Genomic DNA, 25,330 nt, shown 5'->3' with positions numbered 1-25,330 from the left:
AAAACTAAACACATCATTTAAAAGTATGATATAATGGAGGATAGAAAAAAGGAGTAATCTATGTATTTTTTTGAAATTTTAAAAGCTATCTTTTTTGGAATTGTTGAAGGAATCACGGAGTGGCTGCCGATTTCAAGTACTGGCCACTTGATTTTAGCACAAGAGTTTATCCAGTTTAAAGATCAAAATGAAACTTTTATGTCTATGTTTAATGTCGTCATTCAACTGGGTGCAATCTTAGCCGTTATGGTTATCTACTTTAACAAGCTTAATCCCTTCAAACCAGGTAAGGATAAAGTTCAAGTTCGTAGAACCTGGCAATTATGGTCCAAAGTATTTGTGGCTACACTTCCTTTATTAGCCGTTTTTAAATTTGATGATTGGTTTGAAACCCATTTCTATAATAAAGTTTCAGTAGCCATCATGTTGATTGTTTATGGGGTTGCCTTCATCTATCTTGAAAAACGTAATAAAGCGCAAGCGATTGAGCCAACAGTCACTGATTTAGATAAATTACCTTATAAAACAGCATTGTATATCGGTCTTTTCCAAGTCTTGGCCCTTCTACCAGGGACTAGCCGTTCCGGAGCAACTATCGTAGGTGGTTTGTTAAATGGAACTAGTCGTTCAGTGGTAACAGAATTTACCTTCTATCTAGGAATTCCAGTTATGTTTGGAGCTAGCGCTTTGAAGATTTTTAAATTCATCAAGGCTGGAGAAGTCTTGAGTTTTGGTCAATTCTTCTTGCTCTTAGTAGCCATGGTAGTAGCTTTTGCAGTCAGCATGGTTGCTATTCGTTTCTTAACCAGCTATGTCAAAAAACACGACTTTACAATGTTTGGTAAATACCGTATTGTTCTTGGTAGTGTCTTGCTGCTTTATAGCTTTGTTCGATTATTTGTGTAAGCAAAAAACCTTGAGGGAAGTTTCCTTCAAGGTTTTTAAAATCCAGTCACTGTGACTCCCAATAAACGGACTCCTTTATCCTTATCACTGAGTGTTTCGTAGAGTTGAATAGTGCATTGAGCGATTTGGTCTGAATCTTGTGTTTGCTGATCTAGGGTTTTTCGCTTAGTCAAAGTAGAAAAGTCAGCGTAGCGAATTTTTAAGATGACAATCTTACCACTTTTTTCATATTTTTGAAGACTAAGAGCGATTTTTTCCGAAAGGAGAGTTAGCTCTTTTTTGATATCTTCTTCCAGACTAAGAATTTTACTATAGGTTTTTTCTTTACCAATAGACTTACGAATACGGTCAGATTTAACGGGAGAATTATCAATCCCACGAGCTTTTCGGTAAAGGTCAAATCCAAGTCGTCCAAAACGATCAATAAGCGTAATTTCAGAGATTTCTAAGAGATCAGCTCCCGTGAATACACCCATTTGATGCAATTTCTCAACAGTTTTCTTGCCAACGCCGTGGAATTTAGCAATTTCCATTTGTTTGAGGAAATTTTCGGCTTCTTCAGGGAGAATAACCGTCAAACCACGAGGTTTTTGATAGTCACTAGCCATTTTAGCTAAAAACTTATTATAAGAAACCCCGGCAGAAGCGGTCAGATGGAGTTCTTGCCAAATATCCTGCTGAATTAAGCGAGCAATCTTAACGGCAGATTTGATACCGAGTTTGTTTTCAGTTACGTCTAGATAGGCTTCATCGATACTCATAGGCTCAATTTTATCTGTATATCGTTTGAAAATAGCTCGTATCTGTTGACCGACAGCAGTATATTTTTCGTAGTTTCCAGAAATGAAAACGGCTTGCGGACAACGCTCATAGGCCTCTTTGGAACTCATAGCTGAGTGGATGCCAAAGGCTCTCGCTTCATAACTACAAGTCGAAACAACTCCGCGACCTCCTGTTTTTCTTGGGTCGCTACCAATAACAACGGGTTTCCCTTTAAGCTTAGGATTGTCTCTAATTTCTACCGCAGCAAAAAAAGCATCCATGTCAATATGGATGATTTTACGAGATAAATCATTCATCAGTGGAAATATGAGCATGGACTGTCCTTTCTTTGGTAGAATTACTAGCTATATTATAACCTTTTTCAGAAAAAATAGAAAATAGGTAAATCTTTTTTCAAAACTATAATACAGTTGTTGCTAAAACAACAACTGTATTATAAAAGAAAGTGGAAAAAATTACTTATTTTAGTTGTTGAAATCGTTTACTGTGTGGTATACTGAATACATGAATGTAACAGATGGCTGTTACTAGAAAGATAAAAGAGGACATTAACATGGTTGTTAAGACAGTTGTTGAAGCACAGGACATTTTTGACAAAGCCTGGGAAGGCTTTAAAGGTGTTGACTGGAAAGAAAAAGCAAGTGTATCACGCTTTGTACAAGCTAACTACACACCTTATGATGGAGATGAAAGCTTCCTTGCAGGACCAACAGAGCGTTCACTTCACATCAAAAAAATCGTAGAAGAAACTAAAGCACACTACGAAGAAACTCGTTTCCCAATGGATACTCGTCCAACTTCTATTGCTGATATTCCAGCTGGATTTATCGACAAAGAAAACGAATTGATCTTCGGTATCCAAAATGATGAACTCTTCAAATTGAATTTTATGCCAAAAGGTGGTATCCGTATGGCTGAAACTACTTTGAGAGAAAACGGTTATGAGCCAGATCCAGCTGTTCACGAAATTTTCACTAAATACGTTACAACAGTAAACGATGGTATCTTCCGTGCATATACTTCTAACATTCTTCGTGCTCGTCACGCCCACACTGTAACTGGTCTTCCAGACTCATACTCACGTGGACGTATCATTGGTGTGTACGCACGTCTTGCTCTTTATGGAGCTGACTTCTTGATGCAAGAAAAATTGAATGATTGGAATGCTATCAAAGAAATCGATGAAGAGACAATCCGTCTTCGTGAAGAAATCAACCTTCAATATCAAGCATTACAAGAAGTTGTTCGTTTAGGTGACCTTTACGGAGTTGATGTTCGTAAACCAGCGATGAACGTTAAAGAAGCTATCCAATGGGTAAACATTGCCTTCATGGCTGTCTGCCGCGTTATCAACGGTGCAGCTACATCTCTAGGTCGTGTGCCAATCGTCTTGGATATCTTTGCTGAACGTGACCTTGCTCGTGGTACATTTACTGAATCAGAAATCCAAGAGTTTGTTGACGATTTCGTTATGAAACTTCGTACAGTTAAATTCGGTCGTACAAAAGCTTATGACCAATTGTACTCAGGTGACCCAACCTTCATCACAACTTCTATGGCTGGTATGGGTAACGACGGTCGTCACCGTGTTACTAAGATGGACTACCGTTTCTTGAACACTCTTGACAACATCGGTAACTCTCCAGAACCAAACTTGACAGTTCTTTGGACTGACAAATTGCCATACAACTTCCGTCGCTACTGTATGCACATGAGCCACAAACACTCTTCAATCCAATACGAAGGTGTTACAACAATGGCTAAAGATGGATACGGTGAAATGAGCTGTATCTCATGTTGTGTGTCTCCACTTGACCCAGAAAACGAAGAACAACGTCACAACATCCAGTACTTCGGTGCTCGCGTTAACGTTCTTAAAGCTCTTCTTACTGGTTTGAACGGTGGTTATGACGATGTTCATAAAGACTACAAAGTATTTGATATCGAACCAATCCGTGACGAAGTTCTTGAATTTGAATCAGTTAAAGCTAACTTCGAAAAATCTCTTGACTGGTTGACTGACACTTATGTAGATGCTTTGAACATCATCCACTACATGACTGACAAGTACAACTACGAAGCTGTTCAAATGGCCTTCTTGCCAACTAAACAACGTGCTAACATGGGATTCGGTATCTGTGGATTCGCCAACACTGTTGACACATTGTCAGCTATCAAGTACGCTACAGTTAAACCAATCCGTGACGAAAATGGCTATATCTACGATTATGAAACAATCGGTGAATACCCACGTTGGGGTGAAGATGACCCACGTTCAAACGAATTGGCAGAATGGTTGATCGAAGCTTACACAACTCGTCTACGTAGCCACAAACTTTACAAAGACGCAGAAGCTACTGTATCACTTTTGACAATCACATCTAACGTTGCTTACTCTAAACAAACTGGTAACTCACCAGTCCACAAAGGTGTATACCTCAACGAAGATGGTTCAGTGAACTTGTCTAAACTTGAATTCTTCTCACCAGGTGCTAACCCATCTAACAAAGCTAAAGGTGGATGGTTGCAAAACTTGAACTCACTTGCTAGCCTTGACTTTAGTTACGCAGCTGATGGTATCTCATTGACAACTCAAGTTTCACCACGTGCTCTTGGTAAGACTCGTGACGAACAAGTTGATAACTTGGTAACAATCCTTGATGGTTACTTCGAAAACGGTGGACAACACGTTAACTTGAACGTTATGGACTTGAACGATGTTTACGAAAAGATCATGTCAGGTGAAGACGTAATCGTTCGTATCTCTGGATACTGTGTAAACACTAAATACCTCACTCCAGAACAAAAAACTGAATTGACACAACGTGTCTTCCACGAAGTTCTTTCAATGGATGATGCATTGAGCTAAGATTCATAAATAGTAAATAAAAACCAGTCATTTTGACTGGTTTTTTGGTATAAAAAAATTTTTAAAAAAAATTAGTCAATTTTGGTCAAATCTCTTGACTAATACTGACCAAAGTGATATACTAAGAATATAAGGATGAGGAAATCCTTAGAAAACCTTGATTTTAAGGTGATTGTGTAATTTATCTTAAAATTAAAGTATGGGTAAAACCTAGAAAGAGGTGCAACCTATGTTTACCATTAGTATTTTAGAAAATCCAATTACAAAATCTGTATTGGATAAAGAGAAACCTGAAATTATACGTAGAGTAGCAAATTGCTAGTCTAAAATTTTTAAAACAAAGGTCAGAGAAAGTCAAATTAATTTGACTAACTAATTTTGAATTTAACGAGGTATGAAATATGAATAACAACTTTAATAACTTTAACAACATGGATGATTTGTTTAACCAATTGATGGGTGGTATGCGTGGATACAGTTCTGAAAATCGTCGTTATTTGATTAACGGTCGTGAAGTAACACCTGAAGAATTCGCGATTTACCGTCAAACAGGTAAACTTCCTAGCGAAGGAAGTGATCAAGCTCAGTACGTTCAAGGGAAAGGTATGAAACAAGACGGTATTCTTGCTAAACTTGGACGTAATTTAACTGCTGAAGCTCGTGAAGGGAAGCTAGATCCGGTTATTGGACGTAACAAGGAAATTCAAGAAACTTCTGAAATTCTTTCTCGTCGTACAAAAAACAATCCAGTTCTTGTCGGTGATGCTGGTGTTGGTAAAACTGCTGTAGTAGAAGGCCTTGCACAAGCTATTGTGAATGGTGATGTTCCAGCAGCAATCAAGAACAAAGAAATCATTTCAATTGATATTTCTGGACTTGAAGCTGGTACTCAATACCGTGGTAGCTTTGAAGAAAATATTCAAAACTTGGTAAACGAAGTCAAGGAAGCTGGGAATATTATCCTCTTCTTCGACGAAATTCACCAAATCCTTGGCGCAGGTAGCACAGGGGATGGTCAAGGATCTAAAGGACTTGCTGATATCTTGAAACCAGCTCTTTCACGTGGGGAATTGACCGTGATTGGTGCAACAACTCAAGATGAATATCGTAATACAATCTTGAAAAACGCTGCTCTTGCTCGTCGTTTCAACGAAGTAAAAGTTAATGCACCATCTGCTGAAGATACTTTCAAGATTCTCCAAGGGATTCGCGATCTTTATCAACAACACCACAATGTTATCTTGCCAGATGAAGTATTGAAAGCGGCTGTTGATTACTCTGTTCAATATATTCCACAACGTAGCTTGCCAGATAAGGCTATCGACCTTGTTGATGTGACAGCTGCTCACTTGGCAGCACAACACCCAGTGACAGATGTACATGCTGTGGAACATGAAATTGAAGAAGAAAAAGCTAAACAAGAAGCTGCAGCTGCTAAAGAAGATTATGAAGCGGCTTTAAATGCAAAAGTTCGTATCGAAGAACTTGAAAAGCAAATTGCTAACCATACAGAAGATCACAAGGTTACAGCGACTGTAAATGACGTAGCTGAGTCTGTAGAACGTATGACAGGTATTCCTGTTTCACAAATGGGTGCAACTGATATTGAACGTTTGAAAGATATGGGCCACCGTTTGCAAACTAAGGTTATCGGTCAAGACAAGGCTGTTGAAGCCGTTGCCAAAGCGATTCGTCGGAACCGTGCAGGTTTTGATGAAGGAAATCGCCCAATCGGTAGCTTCCTCTTTGTAGGACCTACTGGTGTTGGTAAAACAGAATTGGCTAAACAATTGGCACTTGATATGTTCGGTACTAAAGATGCCATCATTCGTTTGGACATGTCAGAATACAGTGACCGCACAGCCGTTTCTAAATTGATTGGTACAACAGCTGGTTATGTTGGTTATGATGACAACAACAATACTTTGACAGAACGTGTTCGCCGTAACCCATACTCAATCGTCCTTCTCGACGAAATTGAAAAGGCTGACCCTCAAGTCATCACTCTTCTTCTTCAAGTATTGGATGATGGTCGTTTGACAGATGGTCAAGGTAACACTGTAAACTTCAAGAATACGGTGATTATCGCAACTTCAAATGCAGGATTTGGCTATGAAGCGAACTTGACAGAAGATGCTGATAAACCAAAACTTATGGATCGTTTGAAACCTTACTTCCGTCCAGAATTCCTCAACCGTTTCAATGCTGTTATTGAATTCTCACATTTGAGTAAGGAAGATCTTTCTAAGATTGTTGATTTGATGTTGATTGATGTCAATAAGACTCTTTCTAAGAAAGAAATCGACTTGGCAGTGAGCGATGCAGCCAAAGAATACATGACTGAAGAAGGTTATGATGAAGTGATGGGTGTTCGTCCACTCCGTCGAGTAGTTGAACAACAAATCCGTGACAAAGTAACAGACTTCCATTTGGATAATCTTGATGCTAAACACCTTGAAGCTGACATGGAAGATGGTGTCTTGGTCATTCGTGAAAAAGCCTAAATCAATGTTTTGTGAATCAAAAAAGGAACCAGCTGAAAAGCTGGTTCTTTTTTTGTTAAATGACATGACGCTCAAAAGCATCGTCTGAAATTCCTTGTTCAAGAATCAATTTTGCCCACTCCTTAGCAGAGAAAAGGCTATGATCCTTGTAGTTACCACAAGACTCAATGGTTGTTCCAGGAACATCTTCCCAAGTTGTAGTCTCAGCGATTTCCTTTAGTGAATCCTTGATGACAGCAGCAATTTCAGCGCTAGTATGACGTCCCCACATAATCATATGGAAACCTGTACGACAACCAAATGGGGAACAATCAATCATGCCGTCAATGCGAGTACGGATAAGCTTAGCCAAGAGGTGCTCAATCGTATGGAGGCCGGCAGTAGGGATAGAGTCCTCATTTGGTTGAACCAAGCGGATATCAAAGTTAGAAATGATATCTCCTTTTGGACCTGTTTCTTCTCCGATTAAACGGACATAAGGTGCTTTAACAATGGTGTGGTCAAGTTCAAAACTTTCAACAATAACTTCTTTTGTCATAGTATTTCCTTTCAACTTTCTTCTTTCATTATATCATAAAGATTTATTTGATAATTGTCAAAAAAAGAACTTTGTATCAGATGTTTATTGAAAAGTTAGAAATAGGAAAAAATATTTTCAAATCAATTTGAAAAATTCAATTGTATTGACACTTGGCGAAAAAGGGACTATAATGTATAAAAAGTCATAAAGGAGTTTATTATGAAATTTTCAAAAGTAATGGCCCTAGCAGGAGTGACTCTGTTAGCGTCAGGTGTTTTGGCAGCTTGTTCAGGTTCGAGCGCAAAAGGTGAGAAAACTTTTTCTTACACGTATGAAACCGACCCAGACAACCTCAACTATTTGACAACTGGTAAAGCAGCAACTGCTAATATCACTAGTAACGTCATTGACGGTTTGATGGAAAATGACCGCTACGGAAACTTTGTGCCATCAATGGCAGAAGATTGGTCTGTATCTCAAGATGGTTTGACTTACACTTACACAATCCGTAAAGATGCTAAATGGTATACTTCTGAAGGTGAAGAGTACGCAGCTGTGAAAGCTCAAGACTTTGTAACAGGTCTTAAATATGCAGCTGACAATAAATCAGAAGCACTTTATCTCGTTCAAGATTCTATTAAGGGTCTTGATGCATATGTGAAAGGTGAAGTTAAAGACTTTTCTGAAGTTGGAATCAAGGCAATTGATGATCAGACAGTTCAATACACTTTGAACAAACCTGAAAGCTTCTGGAACTCTAAAACAACTATGGGTGTTCTTGCACCGGTCAATGAAGAATTCCTTACTTCACAAGGAAGTAACTTTGCCAAAGCAACTGATCCAAGTAGTATCCTTTATAACGGTCCGTACTTGTTGAAATCATTGGTAGCTAAATCTTCAGTAGAATTTGAAAAAAATCCAAACTACTGGGATAAGGACAATGTTCATATTGATAAAGTAAAACTCTCATTCTGGGATGGTCAAGATACAAACAAACCTGCAGAAACCTTTAAGTCTGGTGGTTTCTCAACGGCTCGTCTATTCCCAACAAGTGCAAGTTATCCTGAAACTGAAAAAGAGTTTAAAGACAATATCGTTTATACACCACAAGATTCTTCAACTTACTTAATTGGTACCAATATTGATCGTCAGTCTTATAAATATACTTCTAAGACTACAGATGAGCAAAAAACTTCAACTAAGAAAGCTCTCCTTAACAAAGACTTCCGTCAATCGATTGCCTTCGGTATTGATAGAACAGCTTATACTTCTCAAATCAATGGAGAAAGTGGAGCAACAAAACTTCTTCGTAACTTGTTTGTGCCACCAACATTTGTTCAAGCAGATGGTAAAAACTTTGGTGATTTAGTCAAAGAAAAATTGGTAACTTATGGTGATGAGTGGAAAGATGTTAATCTAGATGACGCTCAAGATGGTCTATACAGTCCAGAAAAAGCAAAAGCAGAATTTGCTAAAGCTAAGACAGCTCTCCAAGCAGAAGGTGTTCAATTCCCAATTCACTTGGATATGCCGGTTGACCAAACAAGTACTACAAAAGTACAACGTGTTCAATCATTGAAACAATCACTTGAAGCAACATTAGGAACTGATAACGTAGTCGTTGATATCCAACAACTTCCAAAAGATGAAGTTCTCAATGTCACTTACTTTGCAGAATCAGCTGCTGGGGAAGATTGGGACCTTTCAGATAACGTTGGTTGGACTCCAGACTTTGCAGACCCATCTACTTACCTTGATATCATCAAACCATCAGTCGGTGAAAACACTAAAACTTACCTAGGATTTGATGCAGGAACAAATAATGCTGCTGCCAAACAAGTTGGTTTGGAAGACTACGAAAAGATGGTTGTTGAAGCTGGAAATGAAAACACTGACGTTTCAAAACGTTATGACAAATATGCTGCAGCTCAAGCTTGGTTGACAGATAGCGCTTTGATTATTCCAACATCTTCTCAAACTGGACGTCCAATGTTGTCTAAGATGGTACCATTTACGCTTCCATTTGCTTACTCAGGTAACAAGGGAACAACTGAACCTCTCTTGTACAAATACCTTGAACTTCAAGATAAACCAGTAACTGCTGATGAATATCAAAAAGCTCAAGATAAATGGAAGAAAGAAAAAGAAGAATCCAATAAAAAAGCGCAAGAAGATCTTGCAAACCATGTAAAATAAAAGAAAGTGGAGTTAGTGATTAACTCCACCTTTTTTAAATACAAAAAACCTAGGAATAGTTTCCTAGGTTTTTTGATTATTGTTGTCCTCGAGGATTTTGATTTTGTCGAGGATTTTGTTGAGGAGGTTGATTCGTATTTGGTATCGAAGGATTTTGGGTGGTATTAGAGTTAGTAGCTTCAGTGACAGAGGTTTGGTTTTCTGTTGTTGCGTTTGAAATTTCTGTAATAGGCTGTTGAGGAGTTTGAGTTATCCAATTATTACGTGCACCATTCTTAAAGATGTAATCTCCACTTCTATAGAGTCCTTCTGGCATGGTCCAATCACCGGGATGGTCATCCTCGGCTAGATACTGCATCATTGAACGATAGATGCTAGTGGCAACAGTAAAGCCATCACCAACGATTGGAGTAAGGCGGTTTGAGTAACCGGTCCAGACTGCCATTGAATACTTACGGGTATAACCAACAAACATTTCATCAGGAGCGACATATTGATCGGTTTTGATATGATTCTCAATTTCAGCATCAGTATAGTTTGATGTACCAGTTTTACCGGCTTGAGGTAACCAAGAAATGTAAGCACCAGTACCGTTTCCATAATATAGTACTGTTTTCATCATCTCGGTCATCATATAAGCTGTTGTTTCTTTCATAGCACGAGTACCTTGATCAGAAAACTCTTTTGAACTACCGTCGCTAAAGACAATTTTATTGATATACATTGGTTTGTGATAGATACCACCGTTAGCAAATGCAGCATAGGCGGCAGCCATTTTTTCACTACTTGCACCGTACTGTTTACCTGATTCAGTCGTATTACTTGAAATTGCGTTTGCATATACCATGGTTGGATAATCAATGCCAAGTCCGTTTAAGAATTTTTTGGCTTTATCGAGTCCAACTCTATCGAGAGTTTCAACTGCTGGTACGTTACGAGATTGTTGGATAGCAGTTTGAAGAGTGATGTTACCATAATAGCCACGATCCCAGTTGTAGACTGGAGTGCTAGTACCTGGGAAGTTATATGGTACATCCTTAAGCATATAAGCAGTTGAGTCATAGATATCGTACTCAAGTGCAGGTGCATAGTCCGTAATTGGTTTCATAGTTGAACCCCAGTCACGGTTTGTTTCCACTGCTTGGTTAGTACCAAAGGATACATTGCTAGCTTGGTGACGAGATCCGAGTTGGGCAATAACTTTACCATTTGATACATCAATGATAGTAGAAGCTGCTTGGATATCATCATCAGGATAGTTTACGTATTGATCAGTATTATAGACGTCCCAAAGGTGTTTTTGTACCTCTTGGTCGACGTTTGTATAGACTTCCATACCTGTTGTTAATAGATTATAACCTGTCTCTTGTTCTACTTGGTCAATAACCTCTTTAAGATAGTTATCCATGTACTGTGGATAGCTATTAACAGATTTTAGACTTTGAAGTCCATCTGTGATTGGAGTATTGATGGCTGCTTCATATTGTTCGGCTGTAAGGTATCCTTGTCTTTGCATTTCTGACAAAACAAGGTTTCGTCTTTCAAGGGCAGCTTCAGGATGAGAATAAGGATCGTATTGATTTGGAGCCTGTGGCATACCTGCTAAGAGTGCTAGCTGAGGAATGGATAAGTCTTTGAGGTCCTTACCATAATAGTTTTCCGCAGCTGTCTGCATACCATAGTTACCGTTTGACATGTAGACCTTATTGATGTAATAGGTCAAGATCTCTTGCTTAGTCGCAGTTCGTTCTAGCTGGATAGCTAACCAAGCCTCTTGAACTTTACGGGATAGGGTTTGATCAGCTGTCGATGTTGAAAAGTAAGTTAATTTAATTAACTGCTGAGTCAAAGTTGATCCACCTTGAAGACCACTATTGCTTCGAAGGTTACGAAGGAATGCTCCTGCTATACGAATGCTATCAATTCCTCTGTGGTTAAAGAAACGGTGATCCTCGATAGAGACAATCGCATTGACAAGATCAGTAGGAATATCACTACTTTGAGCATTAACACGACGTTCCGAACCTAAATCTGCGATTAGTTCATTTTTGCTATCATAAATTTTACTTGATGTAGTTGCAACAAGTTTACTCTCGGAAAGTTCAGGAGCTTTGTTTGCATAGTAAAGAAATACACCACCACCAAGTAGGAAAGCTGCGATAAATAAGCTAATTACACCAATGCCAAGGTATTTAGCGATGCGTAAGATAGTTTGTTTGTTCATATTGTTTTACCACCTAGTAAATGTTGTTTGACTGTATCAAGGTAAGGAATTTGTGGAAAGGCAGACTGCTCAATCACATAACCGAATTCTTTGATATAGTCAAGCGGCATTGACTTTTTACCCATATCCTGATGATAAAAACGGATGAGGTCAAGTGCCGGCAATAAATACGTTTCTTGATAAGAAGAAAAATGAAGAAGGACAAAGCAAATCCCTTTTTGATCAAGGACTTGTTCCATATGCCGAATCTGATGAGGATGGAAGTTCTTCATCGGAATCGCATGTTTTTGCTTGGTTTCCTTGGCTTCGAAATCGATGTAAAACCCTTCATAAACTCCAGAATAATCGGTAGTTGATGCTTGTCTAAAATAAGCTTCAACAATCTTAGCACGACTACGCTGAGGATAGTCTACGCGGACAATCTGAACAGGAGTTGGTTTTTTATGGATGACAGCCAAACCGTGTGTCAGATAATACTCGTTTGTAGCATTGATCATCTTTTCAAAGGTCATCCCACGATTTGCGAAATTTTTAGTTTGTGAGGAGACTTGTTGTTTTTTTTTTGATGAAAGTTTATGAGGATAGTTGACCATAATTCTCCTTATTGGTACAATAACATCACTCTATTATACCATAAAGGTGCACAGAAAGGGTGAAAAAATGCATACAGCCTTGGTTTTAGGATACTCAGCTTTTGATTTAGGATTGTTAAATGAAAAGGATATTCGGTTAAAAATTATCAAAAAAGCCATTCGTAGAGATTTGGAAAGATTAGCTGAGGAAGGGTTAAAATGGCTAGTTTTCACAGGCTCTCTTGGTTTTGAACACTGGGTCTTAGAAGTAGCTAGAGACATGAAGGAGGCCTATGGATTTCAACTAGCGACTATTTTTGATTTTGAGACACATGGATCAAACTGGAATGAGGCTAACCAGGTCAAATTGAGTGATTTTAAACAGGTCGATTTTGTCAAATATGCCTATCCAACTTATGAGCACAAAGGCCAATTGAGAGATTATCAGATTTTTTTACTCGAAAATACGGATGGCGCCTATATTTTTTACGACGAAGATAACGAAACAAAAATGAGATTTTTTTACGAACTGATGAAAAAGAAAGACAACTATATGACAAAAAGATTAACATTTGAGGAATTAAACGAAATAGCCGAAAATTTTTCCGAAAATTGAGGCTTTGACCTTGCTTTTTGTTTGCCTTTTTTTATATAATAATACTAGTAACTGAGAATGGAGAGAGACATGGCAAGTATTATTTTTACAGCAAAGGATATTTTTGAGCAGGATTTTGGAAGAGAAGTACGTGGATACAGTAAAGCAGAGGTAGATGAATTCTTAGATGACGTTATCAAGGACTATGAAACCTATGCAGCGTTGGTTAAATCACTACGTTTGGAAGTCGCAGAATTGAAAGAGCAATTGGCGAACAAACCTCAGGCGGCACCTGTATCTGTAACGTCTGAACCTGCTGAGTTTGGAAGTACGACTTCTATGACTAATTTTGATATCCTGAAACGCTTGAATCGTCTTGAAAAAGAAGTATTTGGCAAACAAATTGTAGAAAATTCTGATTTCTAAGAATTATACAGTTGTGCAATTTTTGGATAATCGCGTGGAGAGTTTATCTTTTCATGAGGAAAGTCCATGCTAGCACAGGCTGTGATGCCTGTAGTGTTTGTGCTAGGCGAAACCATAAGCCTAGGGACGAGAAATCGTTACGGCGAGTGAATAGACTAAGTTTTCGGATATGTTTTAGTAGCTCTGAAAGTGCCACAGTGACGAAGTCTCTCTGGAAACAGAGAGAGTGGAACGCGGTAAACCCCTCAAGCTAGCAACCCAAATTTTGGTCGGGGCATGGAGTGCGCGGAAACGAACGTAGTACTCTGACTGCTAGCAGCTTCTAGCTGTTAGTGGTAGACAGATGATTATCGAAAGAAGTGGTCCTAGTCGCTTCTGGAACAAAACATGGCTTATAGAAAATTGCATATAGGTTGGGGCTGAGAAATTTTCTCAACCTCATTTTTTAAAGGTGAACAAGAGAAAGGTCTTTAAAGACTGACATGAAACAAACATTTAACTTAATAGCGACTGCTGCAGCAGGCTTAGAGGCTGTTGTAGGTCGTGAAGTGCGTGCACTTGGCTATGATTGTCAAGTTGAGAATGGTCGCGTTCGCTTTGAAGGAGATGTGAAGACAATTGTTGAAAGCAATCTGTGGCTACGAGCTACAGATAGGATCAAGATTGTTGTTGGGACTTTTCCCGCAAAAACATTTGAAGAGCTTTTTCAAGGAGTTTTTGCCTTAGATTGGGAAAACTATCTTCCACTCGGAGCACGTTTCCCAATCTCTAAGGCTAAGTGTGTCAAATCAAAACTTCATAACGAACCTAGTGTCCAGGCTATTTCTAAAAAGGCAGTTGTCAAGAAATTGCAGAAACATTATGCTCGACCAGAAGGTGTTCCGCTGATGGAAAATGGTCCAGAGTTTAAAATAGAGGTTTCAATTCTTAAAGATGTTGCGACTATCATGATTGACACAAGTGGCTCTAGTCTTTTCAAACGAGGTTATCGTACTGAAAAAGGTGGTGCTCCTATTAAAGAGAACATGGCAGCAGCAATTCTGCAATTATCAAACTGGTATCCTGATAAACCCTTGATTGATCCGACCTGCGGTTCAGGAACCTTCTGTATTGAGGCAGCTATGATTGCTCGTAATATGCCGCCAGGCTTACGCCGTTCCTTTGCTTTCGAGGATTGGAACTGGGTTAGCGACCGGTTAATTCAGCAAATTCGTACGGAAGCTAGCAAGAAGATTAATCGTGAAATTGAGCTAGACATCATGGGCTGTGATATCGATGGCCGCATGGTGGAAATTGCTAAGGCAAATGCTCAGGCTGCGGGAGTTTCTAAGGATATCCACTTTAAGCAGATGCGCGTGCAGGATTTGCGAACGGACAAGATCAATGGAGTTATTATTTCGAATCCACCGTATGGAGAACGCTTGTCAGATGATGCAGGAGTAACCAAGCTCTATGCTGAGATGGGAGAAGTATTTGCCCCCCTTAAAACATGGAGTAAATTTATCCTGACTAGTGATGAAGCTTTTGAAAGTAAATATGGTAGTCAGGCAGATAAAAAACGGAAACTCTATAACGGTACCTTGAAAGTTGATTTATATCAATATTTTGGTCAACGAGTGAAAAGACAAGATGTCAAATTAGAAAGGAATGCAAATGAGTAAGAAAAGACGTAACCACCATCATAAGGGTGAGCAAGAATCTAAATTTGAATTTGAAGAAGCGAAAGATTTAACGGTTGGTCAGGCCATTCGTAAGAACGAAGAAGTTGAGGCAGGTGTAACTCCAGAAGATACGGTCTTGGACAAATATATTAAACAACATCGTGAAGAAATCGAAGCTGATAAGTTTGAAAATTTACAAACAAAAAAAGACCAGCCTGCTCAAAGCTTGGATGATATGATTCAAGAAGTGAGAGAAACGACTGAAAAAGAAAATACATCAAGTTCAGAAGGGGAAACAATTGCAGATGCAGTAGCTGCAGAGACCACGGAGATTGTAGCTCAAGAAGTTGATGCTGAAGAAACAAAAGTTCTCGAGCAACCTTTTAAAGACGAATTGGATGCTGTTGAAATGGCTGAAGTTGCTAATTCGCAAGCTGCAGTAGTTGATGAAGAAACTGACGAACAACTGCAACCCTTGTCTCGTTCTGATCAGCCTATTGAGAAGCCAAAAAGTAAGAAAAAATTGGCAATCCTGTCAGTCATTATTTTAGTCTTCCTCTTAATTTTGGGAGGTTCATATTACGTTTATCGCCAAATTTCTCGTTCTTCTCAAGAAATTCAAACGAAAGCGGCAGATTCAGGTCTGGTAAGTAATCAGTCAGTTTTGGAACAATTTAATACTCTCTACGATACATTCTATACCGATGAAAACAAAACGGCTCTTAAAAATAGCCAGTTTAGTCAACTGAATCAATTGAAGGAGCTTCTGGATAAACTTGAGGGAGCGAGAGAATACACTCTTGCCAAATCAAAATATGATAGCTTGGAAACTCAGATAAAAGCAATTCAAGAAGTTAATTCTCAATTTGAAACTCCAGCTATTACAGATGGTGTCTTGGATACAAACGCAAAAATCAAAGCAGACGCGAAATTTACAGATATCAAAACTGGAAATACAGAAATTGATAAATTGCTAGATAAAGCAATCAGTCTTGGTAAGAGTCAACTAGCAAGTACGACGACAGATTCGACAACAGCAGCGAGCCAGGAAGTGTCAAGTCCAACTACAGAAAGCAGTCCCTCTACTTCAATAAGCGATTCTTCTGCATCTACTAATGGTGGCTTATCGAGTGAAGGCGTTAATTTGCAAAGAGGTGTGAGCCGAGTACCGTACAATCAATCAGCTGTTAATGACAGCAGTAACCCTGCTTGGACATTTGCAGATGGTGTCCTTGAAAGAATTCTTGAGACATCACGTGCGCGTGGATACATCACTGGAAACAAATATATCTTGGAACGTGTGAATATTGTTAATGGCAATGGTTACTACAATCTTTATAAACCAGATGGAACTTATCTCTTTACCCTTAACTGTAAGACAGGTTACTTTGTAGGGAATGGTTCTGGCCATGCTGATGATTTAGACTACTAGTTAAATTGTTATAAAATTCTTTCTTTTCACAGATAAACATGATAAAATAAAACATATTAAATAAGAGGAGTGTCACATGACAAAAGCTAACTTTGGTGTTGTTGGTATGGCCGTAATGGGTCGTAACCTTGCCCTTAATATCGAATCTCGTGGTTATACAGTTGCTATTTATAACCGTAGTAAAGAAAAAACTGAAGATGTGATTGCTTGCCATCCTGATAAAAACTTTGTGCCAAGCTATGATATCGAAAGCTTCGTAAACTCTATTGAAAAACCACGTCGTATTATGCTTATGGTTCAAGCAGGACCTGGTACAGATGCAACAATCCAAGCCCTTCTTCCACACTTGGATAAAGGTGATATCTTGATCGATGGAGGGAATACTTTCTATAAAGATACTATTCGTCGTAATGAAGAATTGGCGAACTCAGGTATCAACTTTATCGGTACAGGTGTTTCTGGTGGTGAAAAAGGTGCCCTTGAAGGTCCTTCTATCATGCCTGGGGGACAAAAAGAAGCTTATGACTTGGTAGCAGATGTTCTTGAAGAAATCTCTGCTAAAGCACCAGAAGATGGAAAACCATGTGTAACATACATCGGTCCTGATGGAGCTGGTCACTACGTGAAAATGGTCCACAATGGTATCGAGTACGGTGATATGCAATTGATCGCAGAAAGCTACGATCTTATGCAACACTTGCTTGGTCTTTCAGCAGAAGATATGGCTGAAATCTTCTCTGAGTGGAACAAGGGTGAATTGGACAGCTACTTGATTGAAATCACAGCTGATATCTTGAGCCGTAAAGATGATGAAGGTCATGAAGGACCAATTGTAGACTATATCCTTGATGCTGCAGGTAACAAGGGAACTGGTAAATGGACTAGCCAATCAGCACTTGACCTTGGTGTGCCATTGTCTCTTATCACTGAGTCAGTATTTGCGCGTTACATCTCTACTTACAAAGAAGAACGTGTTCATGCTAGTAAGGTTCTTCCAAAACCAGCTGCTTTCAAATTTGAGGGTGACAAGGCTGAGTTGATCGAAAAAATCCGCCAAGCTCTTTACTTCTCAAAAATCATTTCTTATGCACAAGGTTTTGCGCAATTGCGTGTAGCTTCTAAAGAGAATAACTGGAACTTACCATTTGCTGACATCGCTTCTATCTGGCGCGATGGATGTATCATCCGTTCTCGTTTCTTGCAAAAGATCACAGATGCATACAACCGTGATGCAGATCTTCCTAACCTTCTTTTGGATGAGTACTTCTTAGATGTCACTGCTAAGTACCAACAATCAGTTCGTGATATCGTAGCTCTTGCTGTTCAAGCTGGTGTACCAGTACCAACATTCTCAGCAGCCATTACTTACTTTGATAGCTACCGTTCAGCTGATCTTCCAGCGAACTTGATCCAGGCACAACGTGACTACTTTGGTGCCCACACTTACCAACGTAAGGATAAAGAAGGAACATTCCACTACTCTTGGTATGACGAAAAATAAGTAGGTCAGCCATGGGGAAACGGATTTTATTACTTGAGAAAGAAAGAAATCTAGCTCATTTTTTAAGTCTGGAACTCCAAAAAGAGCAATACCGAGTTGATCAGGTAGAAGAGGGGCAAAAAGCCCTTTCCATGGCTCTTCAGACAGACTATGACTTGATTTTACTGAATGCTCATCTAGGGGATATGACAGCCCAGGATTTTGCAGAACAGTTGAGTCGGACCAAGCCAGCCTCGGTTATCATGATTTTGGATCATCGAGAAGAATTGCAAGACCAACTTGAAACAATCCAGCGTTTCGCTGTTTCGTATATCTATAAACCAGTCATTATCGATGATTTGGTCAGTCGTATTGCAGCGATTTTCCGAGGTCGGGACTTCATTGATCAACATTGTAGTCAGATGAAGGTTCCTACATCCTATCGCAATCTGCGTATGGATTTAGAAAACCACACTGTCTATCGTGGCGATGAGATGATCGCTTTGACTCGGCGTGAGTATGATCTTTTAGCAACCCTTATGGGAAGCAAAAAGGTCTTAACTCGTGAGCAGTTGCTGGAAAGTGTTTGGAAGTATGAAAGTGCGACCGAAACCAATATTGTGGATGTTTATATCCGTTATTTACGTAGCAAGCTTGACGTAAAAGGTCAAAAGAGCTACATCAAAACTGTGCGTGGTGTTGGGTATACCATGCAAGAGTAGAAAAAGTAGTTGCAGTTATGTAACTGCTTTTTTAATATCTAAACAAGTTCAAACCGTTTTTTAAGTTAATCATTAAATATATTTCTTGCTCGGTGAAACTGAAAGGAAACAATCGCTTTTTTTGTGAAAATATAATAAAATAGAAAGGAATAAAGTTCTAAAATTTTATCTAGAAACAGACGCTTTTCGTCTGATAGTAGGATTAAATGACAAAAGAAGTTGGTGTCGGTCAGGCACATAGTAAAATTATTTTAATCGGAGAGCATGCAGTGGTTTATGGCTACCCAGCCATTTCTTTGCCTCTTTTAGAGGTTGAAGTGACTTGTCGAGTGGTACCAGCGGCGACACCATGGCGTCTGTTTGAAGAGGACACCTTGTCTATGGCTGTTTATGCGTCTCTCGAGTATTTAAATATCAAAGATGCTTGCATCCGTTGTCAAATCGACTCGGCTATTCCTGAAAAACGTGGGATGGGATCTTCAGCAGCCATAAGTATTGCAGCCATCCGTGCAGTATTTGATTATTACCAGGCAGAACTTCCGCATGATGTTTTAGAGATTTTGGTCAATCGGGCGGAGATGATTGCCCATATGAATCCTAGTGGTTTAGATGCTAAGACTTGTCTTAGTGACCAACCTATCCGTTTTATCAAGAATGTTGGTTTTGAAGAATTAGCTATGGATTTGTCAGCTTATCTGATCATTGCAGATACTGGAGTTTATGGAAATACTCGTGAAGCTATCCAAGTCGTAGAGAACAAAGGTAAGGAAGCTCTGCCTTTCTTGCATGCATTAGGAGAATTAACCCAAGAAGCAGAAGAAGCAATAAAAACAAAAGATGCCGTGAAGCTAGGAGAAATTCTAACCAAAGCTCATGGAAATTTAAAAGAAATTGGAGTTAGTAGCCCTGAGGCAGATGCCTTGGTTGAAACTGCCCTTGAACATGGTGCCCTAGGTGCCAAGATGAGTGGTGGTGGTCTAGGAGGTTGCATCATTGCTTTGGTTGCTAATGTAAGCCAAGCGCAAGAACTAGCAGAAAGATTAGAAGAGAAAGGAGCTGTTCAGACATGGATCGAAAGCCTGTAACAGTACGTTCCTATGCCAATATTGCTATTATCAAATATTGGGGTAAGAAAAAAGAAAAAGAGATGGTTCCCGCGACTAGCAGTATCTCTCTGACTTTAGAAAATATGTATACGGAGACGACACTTTCACCTTTGCCAGCAGATGCAAGCTCGGATGCTTTCTACATCAATGGTCAGTTGCAAAATGAAGCTGAACATAAAAAGATGCGTAAAATCATTGACCGCTACCGTCCTGAAGGAGCAGGTTTTGTTCGTATCGATACCAAGAACAATATGCCAACAGCAGCAGGCCTTTCTTCAAGTTCCAGTGGTTTGTCTGCTCTAGTCAAAGCTTGTAATGCCTATTTCCAACTTGGGCTGAACCGCATAGAATTGGCCTTGGAAGCTAAGTTTGCATCGGGTTCCTCATCTCGTAGTTTTTATGGCCCCTTGGCAGCCTGGGACAAGGATAGTGGAGAAATCTATCCTGTCGAAACTGACTTGAAATTAGCTATGATTATGTTGGTCTTGGAAGACCAGAAAAAACCAATTTCCAGTCGAGATGGGATGAAGCTCTGTGTGGAGACTTCGACAACTTTTGATGAGTGGATTCGTCAGTCTGAACAAGACTACAAGGATATGTTAGTCCATCTCAAGGAAAATGACTTTAAGAAAGTTGGAGAATTGACAGAGAAGAACGCGTTGGCTATGCATGCTACGACAAAAACTGCAAATCCGCCGTTCTCTTATCTGACAGATGCGAGTTATGAGGCTATGGATTTCGTTCGTCAGCTTAGAGAACAAGGTGAATCTTGTTACTTCACCATGGATGCGGGGCCTAATGTAAAGGTTCTTTGTTTAGAAAAAGACTTGGAACATCTATCAAAACTTTTAGGTCAACGCTATCGCTTAATCGTTTCAAAGACAAAGGATTTGAGCCAAGATGACGATTGTTAAAACTTGTGGGAAGCTCTATTGGGCTGGGGAGTATGCCATTTTAGAACCAGGACAGTTGGCGCTAATAAAAGCTATTCCCATCTATATGACAGCTGAGATTGAGTCCTCAGAAGTTTATCGACTTTACTCAGATATGTTTACTTATAGTGTAGATATGCGACCGGATTCTTCTTATGCCTTGATTCAAGAAACAGTAGCTTTGGTGGAGGAGTATTTGACTGCCCAAGGAGTTGACTTGCGTCCTTTTTCCATAGATATTCGCGGGAAAATGGAGCGTGAAGGTAAGAAGTTTGGTCTGGGTTCTAGTGGTAGCGTCGTTGTATTGGTTATCAAGGCTATGCTTGCTTTTTATGAAAGGCCAGCCGAAAGAGACCTTTTGTTTAAACTGGCGAGTGCTGTACTTCTCAAACGTGGAGACAATGGTTCCATGGGTGACATCGCCTGTATCGTTTCAGAAGCCCTGGTACTCTATCAGTCATTTGATCGGGAGAAAGTGGCACAATGGCTAGAAAAGGAAGACTTGCCAACTGTATTAGCACGTGATTGGGGCTTTTCTATTAGGAGTGTTGAACCGGCCTTGGACTTTGATTTTCTGGTAGGTTGGACCAAGGAAGTAGCGGTGTCTAGTCACATGGTTAAGCAAATCAAGAACAATATGAATGCTAGTTTTTTGCAGGCTTCAAAAGAAACTGTAGGCTCTTTTGTGCAGGCTTTGCATGAAGGCCAAGAAGAAAAGATAATGGAGCTACTAGAACAAGCTAGTCAACTCTTAGAAAACTTGAGTTCAGATATTTACACCCCTTCTCTCAGACAATTAAAAAATGCCAGTCATGACTTGAAAGCTGTTGCTAAAAGTAGTGGTGCTGGTGGTGGAGACTGCGGCATTGCCCTTAGTTTTGACCAAGATTCGACCACATTACTGAAAAAACGCTGGGCTGATCTAGGGATTGAGCTCTTATATCAAGAAAGGATAGGACATGACGATAAATCGGAAGGATGAGCACATCCGCTATGCCCTTGAACAAAAAAGTTCTTATAATAGTTTTGATGAGGTGGAGTTAATCCACTCCTCTCTACCCTTATATGACTTAGATGAAATTGATCTTTCGACAGAATTTGCAGGGCGTAAATGGGACTTTCCTTTTTATATTAACGCCATGACAGGTGGGAGTGATCGGGGCAGAGAAATCAATCAAAAATTAGCCCAGGTGGCAGAGGCCTGCGGGATTTTATTTGTGACAGGTTCTTACAGTGCTGCTCTTAAGGATCCATCGGACAATTCTTTCTCTGTCAAGTCAAATCACCCTGACCTTCTTTTCGGAACCAATATTGGTTTAGACAAGCCTGTAGAACTGGGGTTGCAGACGGTAAAAGAGATGAATCCCCTTCTCTTGCAAGTTCATGTCAATGTTATGCAGGAATTGCTCATGCCAGAAGGTGAGCGTCAATTTAGATTGTGGCAAAGTAATCTGAAAGATTATGCTGAACAAATCTCTGTGCCCCTTGTTTTAAAAGAGGTCGGCTTTGGCATGGATGTAAAGACCATTGCTAAGGCATACGAGATAGGCATACGTACGGTTGATTTGTCTGGCCGTGGGGGAACTAGTTTTGCCTATATCGAAAATCGTCGTAGTGGTCAACGGGACTACCTCAATGATTGGGGGCAATCGACCATGCAGGCTCTTATCAATGCCCAAGACTGGAAAGATAAGATGGAGCTTCTGGTAAGCGGAGGTGTTCGCAATCCACTAGACATCATCAAATGCTTGGTCTTTGGAGCCAAGGCTGTTGGACTCTCACGCACCATGTTAGAGCTGGTTGAGAATTACTCAGTTGATGTCGTTATTTCCATTGTTGAAGGTTGGAAGGAAGACCTACGCTTGATTATGTGTGTCCTTAATTGTGCAAGGATTGAGGATTTGCAAAAGGTCGACTATCTCCTTTATGGGAAATTAAAAGAAGCAAAAGATCAACTATAAGGAGGTCGGGATTTTGATCCCGGTCTTTTTATCATTCCTCAGACTGATGTGACATTTTGGTTTTGTGATACAATAAAATAGAGAGGACGGTTACATGAGAAAATTTCAAATTTTTCTATTTATTGAAGCTTGTTTATTGACAGGAGCTCTGATTATGATGGTATCAGAGCATTTTTCCCGTTTTCTGCTGATCTTGCTCTTGTTTTTACTGCTGATTCGATACTATATTGGAAGGCAGGGTAATAACTTCATTTTAGTAGCAGTGAGCATTCTATTTTTCTTTATCATCATGCTCAATCCCTTTGTCATTTTAGCCATCTTTGTAGCCTTGATTTACAGTCTGTTCTTACTTTATCCTATGATGAACCAGGAAAGAGAAGATACTAATCTGATTTTTGAAGAAGTAGTGACAGTAAAGAGGGAGAAAAATCGCTGGTTTGGAAATCTCCACCACTTCTCAAGCTACCAGACTTGCCGCTTTGATGATATCAATCTTTTTCGTCTCATGGGGAAGGATACCATTCATCTAGAGCACGTGATTTTGAGCAATCATGATAATGTCATCATCTTGAGAAAACTAGTCGGCACAACCAGAATTATTGTACCAGTGGATGTGGAAGTCAGCCTTAGTGTTAATTCTTTGTATGGAGATTTAACCTTCTTTGATCAACCTAAACGTGCTTTACGCAATGAACAATTCCACCAAGAAACCAGAGATTATCTCAAGAGTCCAAAGAGTGTTAAGATTCTTTTGACAACTATGGTTGGAGATGTTGAGGTGGTGCGAGGATGAAAAAACAGCCCTATATTTTAATTGGTATCACTTCATTCCTCTTTGTCGCCTTTCTATTTCGAAGCATTTTTAAGGTTCTGAATTTAGAGTGGAGCTCTCTCTTCCAAGATTTAGAAAAGACAGAAAAAGTCCTATTTCTGGCTTTGATGTTTAGTTTTGCCCTAGCCTTTTTGATTGTCCTATTCTGGACAATGGTTGACGAAATTTCAAGAAGAAGAATCCAATCAAATCTTAAACGTCTGCTAGCCGGTAAAGATATTAAAAGTCTTGGAGATGCAGATTTAGACACAAGTTTTAGAAACTTGTCAGGAAAGCTTGGCTTGTTGACAGAAGCTATCCAAAAAGCAGACAATCAGACCTTGGTCAAGGAAGAAGAAATTGTTGAAAAGGAGCGCAAGCGAATCGCGCGTGACTTGCATGATACGGTTAGTCAAGAAATTTTTGCTGCCCATATGATTTTATCAGGCCTCAGTCAACAAGCTTCCAAGTTAGACAGAGTGAAGATGCAGACACAACTCCAGAGTGTGACTGCTATTTTAGAGACAGCCCAAAGAGATTTGCGTATTCTACTATTGCATTTGCGTCCTATTGAACTGGAACAAAAGAGTTTGGTGGAGGGGATTCAGATACTCCTTAAAGAACTAGAAGAAAAAAGTGATCTAAAGGTAAGCTTTAAATATCAGGTAACTGCATTACCTAAAAAGATAGAAGAGCATATTTTCCGTATTGTCCAAGAATTGATCAGTAATACCCTTCGGCATGCGCAGGCTTCTTGTCTGGATGTTTACCTTTATCAAACGGAAACTGAATTGCAGTTGAAGGTGGCAGACAATGGGCGCGGTTTTCAACTAGATGATGGAGACGAACTGAGCTATGGTCTGCGAAATATCAAAGAACGTGTAGAAGATATGGCTGGGACTATACAATTATTAACAGCGCCCAAGCAAGGGTTAGCTGTTGATATCCGTATTCCTTTGCTTGATTTGGATAAATAAGAGGAAGTAAGATGAAACTATTATTGGTAGATGACCATCAAATGGTGCGTCTGGGTTTAAAAAGTTATTTTGAATTACAAGATGATGTAGAGATTGTAGGAGAAGCAACCAATGGTGCGGAAGGAATTTCTATGGCCTTGGAGCTGCGTCCTGATGTGATTGTCATGGATATTGTCATGCCTGTAGTCAATGGGATTGACGCTACCCTAGCTATACTCAAGGAATGGCCAGAGGCTAAAATCCTGATTGTGACCTCTTACTTAGACAATGAAAAAATCATGCCGGTTTTGAATGCTGGAGCTAGAGGTTATATGCTCAAGACTTCGAGCGCAGATGAGTTGCTACATGCTGTTCGTAAGATAGCAGCTGGTGAGTTCGCTATTGAACAAGAGGTGAGCAAGAAGGTGGAATACAACCGTAATCACGTCGAACTACATGAAGATCTGACAGCTCGTGAACGGGATGTCCTTCAGCTAATCGCTAAGGGCTATGAAAATCAGCGAATTGCGAATGAGCTTTTTATCTCCCTAAAGACTGTTAAAACTCATGTTTCGAACATTCTGGCTAAACTTCAGGTTAGTGACCGTACACAGGTAGCTGTTTACGCCTTTCAGCATCACCTGGTAGCTCCTGACGAATTTTAAGGAAGCTAA

The 25,330-nt window shown here is 39.6% G+C and carries 21 protein-coding genes and 1 other RNA gene; 18 read left to right on the top strand and 4 right to left on the bottom strand.

Going from position 1 to position 25,330, the window contains the following annotated elements; translation table 11 throughout:
• Nucleotides 1–60: 60 nt before the first annotated feature.
• Complete coding sequence (locus tag ACXYSN_RS04485) at nt 61–906, top strand: undecaprenyl-diphosphate phosphatase (RefSeq protein WP_441348519.1); 846 nt, start codon at nt 61–63, stop codon at nt 904–906.
• 35 nt (nt 907–941) lie between these two features.
• Here the strand turns inward: ACXYSN_RS04485 and dinB are convergent, their stop codons facing one another.
• Nucleotides 942–2,003: a DNA polymerase IV gene (dinB, locus tag ACXYSN_RS04480; RefSeq protein ID WP_458636302.1), complete on the bottom strand. Its 1,062-nt coding sequence runs from the start codon at nt 2,001–2,003 to the stop codon at nt 942–944.
• Nucleotides 2,004–2,242: 239 nt separating this feature from the next.
• Here dinB and pflB point away from each other — a divergent pair, with 239 nt between their 5' ends.
• Both pflB and ACXYSN_RS04470 read left to right on the top strand, forming a co-directional pair.
• Nucleotides 2,243–4,558 carry a formate C-acetyltransferase gene (gene pflB, locus ACXYSN_RS04475; RefSeq protein WP_458636301.1) on the top strand — a complete coding sequence of 772 codons (2,316 nt, stop codon included), beginning with the start codon at nt 2,243–2,245 and terminating at the stop codon, nt 4,556–4,558.
• Nucleotides 4,559–4,959: 401 nt separating this feature from the next.
• On the top strand, nt 4,960–7,062 hold the full coding sequence (locus ACXYSN_RS04470; RefSeq protein ID WP_458636300.1) for an AAA family ATPase: 2,103 nt from the start codon (nt 4,960–4,962) through the stop codon (nt 7,060–7,062).
• A 55-nt stretch (nt 7,063–7,117) separates the two neighbouring features.
• On the opposite strand, the gene ACXYSN_RS04465 is transcribed toward ACXYSN_RS04470, so the two are convergent.
• Complete coding sequence (locus ACXYSN_RS04465) at nt 7,118–7,600, bottom strand: S-ribosylhomocysteine lyase (RefSeq protein ID WP_235083837.1); 483 nt, start codon at nt 7,598–7,600, stop codon at nt 7,118–7,120.
• 201 nt (nt 7,601–7,801) lie between these two features.
• Between ACXYSN_RS04465 and ACXYSN_RS04460 the strand changes: the two genes are divergently transcribed.
• Entirely contained in the window at nt 7,802–9,778 is a 1,977-nt protein-coding gene (locus tag ACXYSN_RS04460) for a peptide ABC transporter substrate-binding protein (RefSeq protein ID WP_458636299.1), read from the top strand.
• A gap of 76 nt (nt 9,779–9,854) precedes the next feature.
• Here ACXYSN_RS04460 and pbp1a read toward each other — a convergent pair whose 3' ends face one another.
• On the bottom strand, nt 9,855–12,002 hold the full coding sequence (pbp1a, locus tag ACXYSN_RS04455) for a penicillin-binding protein PBP1A (RefSeq protein WP_441348516.1): 2,148 nt from the start codon (nt 12,000–12,002) through the stop codon (nt 9,855–9,857).
• Nucleotides 11,999–12,595: a Holliday junction resolvase RecU gene (gene recU, locus ACXYSN_RS04450; RefSeq protein WP_441348515.1), complete on the bottom strand. Its 597-nt coding sequence runs from the start codon at nt 12,593–12,595 to the stop codon at nt 11,999–12,001. Before recU ends, pbp1a begins: the two co-directional genes overlap by 4 nt.
• Nucleotides 12,596–12,662: 67 nt before the next feature.
• Between recU and ACXYSN_RS04445 the strand changes: the two genes are divergently transcribed.
• From ACXYSN_RS04445 to ACXYSN_RS04380, 14 genes are all read left to right on the top strand, one after another.
• Nucleotides 12,663–13,190, top strand: a complete 528-nt coding sequence (locus tag ACXYSN_RS04445) for an SLOG family protein (RefSeq protein ID WP_441348514.1) — start codon at nt 12,663–12,665, stop codon at nt 13,188–13,190.
• Nucleotides 13,191–13,259: 69 nt separating this feature from the next.
• On the top strand, nt 13,260–13,595 hold the full coding sequence (gpsB, locus tag ACXYSN_RS04440) for a cell division regulator GpsB (protein ID WP_441348513.1): 336 nt from the start codon (nt 13,260–13,262) through the stop codon (nt 13,593–13,595).
• Nucleotides 13,596–13,613: 18 nt separating this feature from the next.
• Nucleotides 13,614–13,995: RNase P RNA component class B (gene rnpB, locus ACXYSN_RS04435), an RNA gene on the top strand.
• Nucleotides 13,996–14,077: 82 nt separating this feature from the next.
• On the top strand, nt 14,078–15,256 hold the full coding sequence (locus ACXYSN_RS04430; RefSeq protein ID WP_458636298.1) for a THUMP domain-containing class I SAM-dependent RNA methyltransferase: 1,179 nt from the start codon (nt 14,078–14,080) through the stop codon (nt 15,254–15,256).
• Nucleotides 15,249–16,688 (top strand): cell division site-positioning protein MapZ, encoded by a 1,440-nt coding sequence (mapZ, locus tag ACXYSN_RS04425; RefSeq protein ID WP_458636297.1) that lies wholly within the window; start codon nt 15,249–15,251, stop codon nt 16,686–16,688. The genes ACXYSN_RS04430 and mapZ overlap by 8 nt, the downstream gene beginning before the upstream one ends.
• 76 nt (nt 16,689–16,764) lie before the next feature.
• Nucleotides 16,765–18,189: an NADP-dependent phosphogluconate dehydrogenase gene (gene gndA, locus ACXYSN_RS04420; protein WP_458625286.1), complete on the top strand. Its 1,425-nt coding sequence runs from the start codon at nt 16,765–16,767 to the stop codon at nt 18,187–18,189.
• A gap of 11 nt (nt 18,190–18,200) precedes the next feature.
• Nucleotides 18,201–18,890, top strand: coding sequence for a response regulator transcription factor (locus ACXYSN_RS04415; protein ID WP_458625285.1), 690 nt, complete (start codon nt 18,201–18,203; stop codon nt 18,888–18,890).
• A gap of 206 nt (nt 18,891–19,096) precedes the next feature.
• Nucleotides 19,097–19,975 carry a mevalonate kinase gene (mvk, locus tag ACXYSN_RS04410; protein WP_458625284.1) on the top strand — a complete coding sequence of 293 codons (879 nt, stop codon included), beginning with the start codon at nt 19,097–19,099 and terminating at the stop codon, nt 19,973–19,975.
• Complete coding sequence (gene mvaD / locus ACXYSN_RS04405; protein ID WP_458636296.1) at nt 19,957–20,910, top strand: diphosphomevalonate decarboxylase; 954 nt, start codon at nt 19,957–19,959, stop codon at nt 20,908–20,910. The genes mvk and mvaD overlap by 19 nt, the downstream gene beginning before the upstream one ends.
• Nucleotides 20,897–21,910: a phosphomevalonate kinase gene (locus ACXYSN_RS04400; RefSeq protein ID WP_458636295.1), complete on the top strand. Its 1,014-nt coding sequence runs from the start codon at nt 20,897–20,899 to the stop codon at nt 21,908–21,910. The genes mvaD and ACXYSN_RS04400 overlap by 14 nt, the downstream gene beginning before the upstream one ends.
• Nucleotides 21,888–22,889: a type 2 isopentenyl-diphosphate Delta-isomerase gene (fni, locus tag ACXYSN_RS04395; protein ID WP_458636294.1), complete on the top strand. Its 1,002-nt coding sequence runs from the start codon at nt 21,888–21,890 to the stop codon at nt 22,887–22,889. The genes ACXYSN_RS04400 and fni overlap by 23 nt, the downstream gene beginning before the upstream one ends.
• A gap of 94 nt (nt 22,890–22,983) precedes the next feature.
• Nucleotides 22,984–23,682, top strand: a complete 699-nt coding sequence (gene liaF / locus ACXYSN_RS04390) for a cell wall-active antibiotics response protein LiaF (RefSeq protein ID WP_458636293.1) — start codon at nt 22,984–22,986, stop codon at nt 23,680–23,682.
• A complete protein-coding gene (locus ACXYSN_RS04385) occupies nt 23,679–24,677 on the top strand; it encodes an envelope stress sensor histidine kinase LiaS (protein WP_458636292.1) in 999 nt (332 codons plus the stop codon). The genes liaF and ACXYSN_RS04385 overlap by 4 nt, the downstream gene beginning before the upstream one ends.
• Before the next feature lie 11 nt (nt 24,678–24,688).
• Nucleotides 24,689–25,321, top strand: a complete 633-nt coding sequence (locus tag ACXYSN_RS04380) for a response regulator (RefSeq protein WP_458636291.1) — start codon at nt 24,689–24,691, stop codon at nt 25,319–25,321.
• The last annotated feature ends 9 nt before the right edge of the window (nt 25,322–25,330 follow it).

Source organism: Streptococcus sp. V869 (assembly GCF_054353515.1).
The sequence above is the reverse complement of the archived record's forward strand: the minus strand, read 5'-3'. Positions and strand labels throughout refer to the sequence as shown.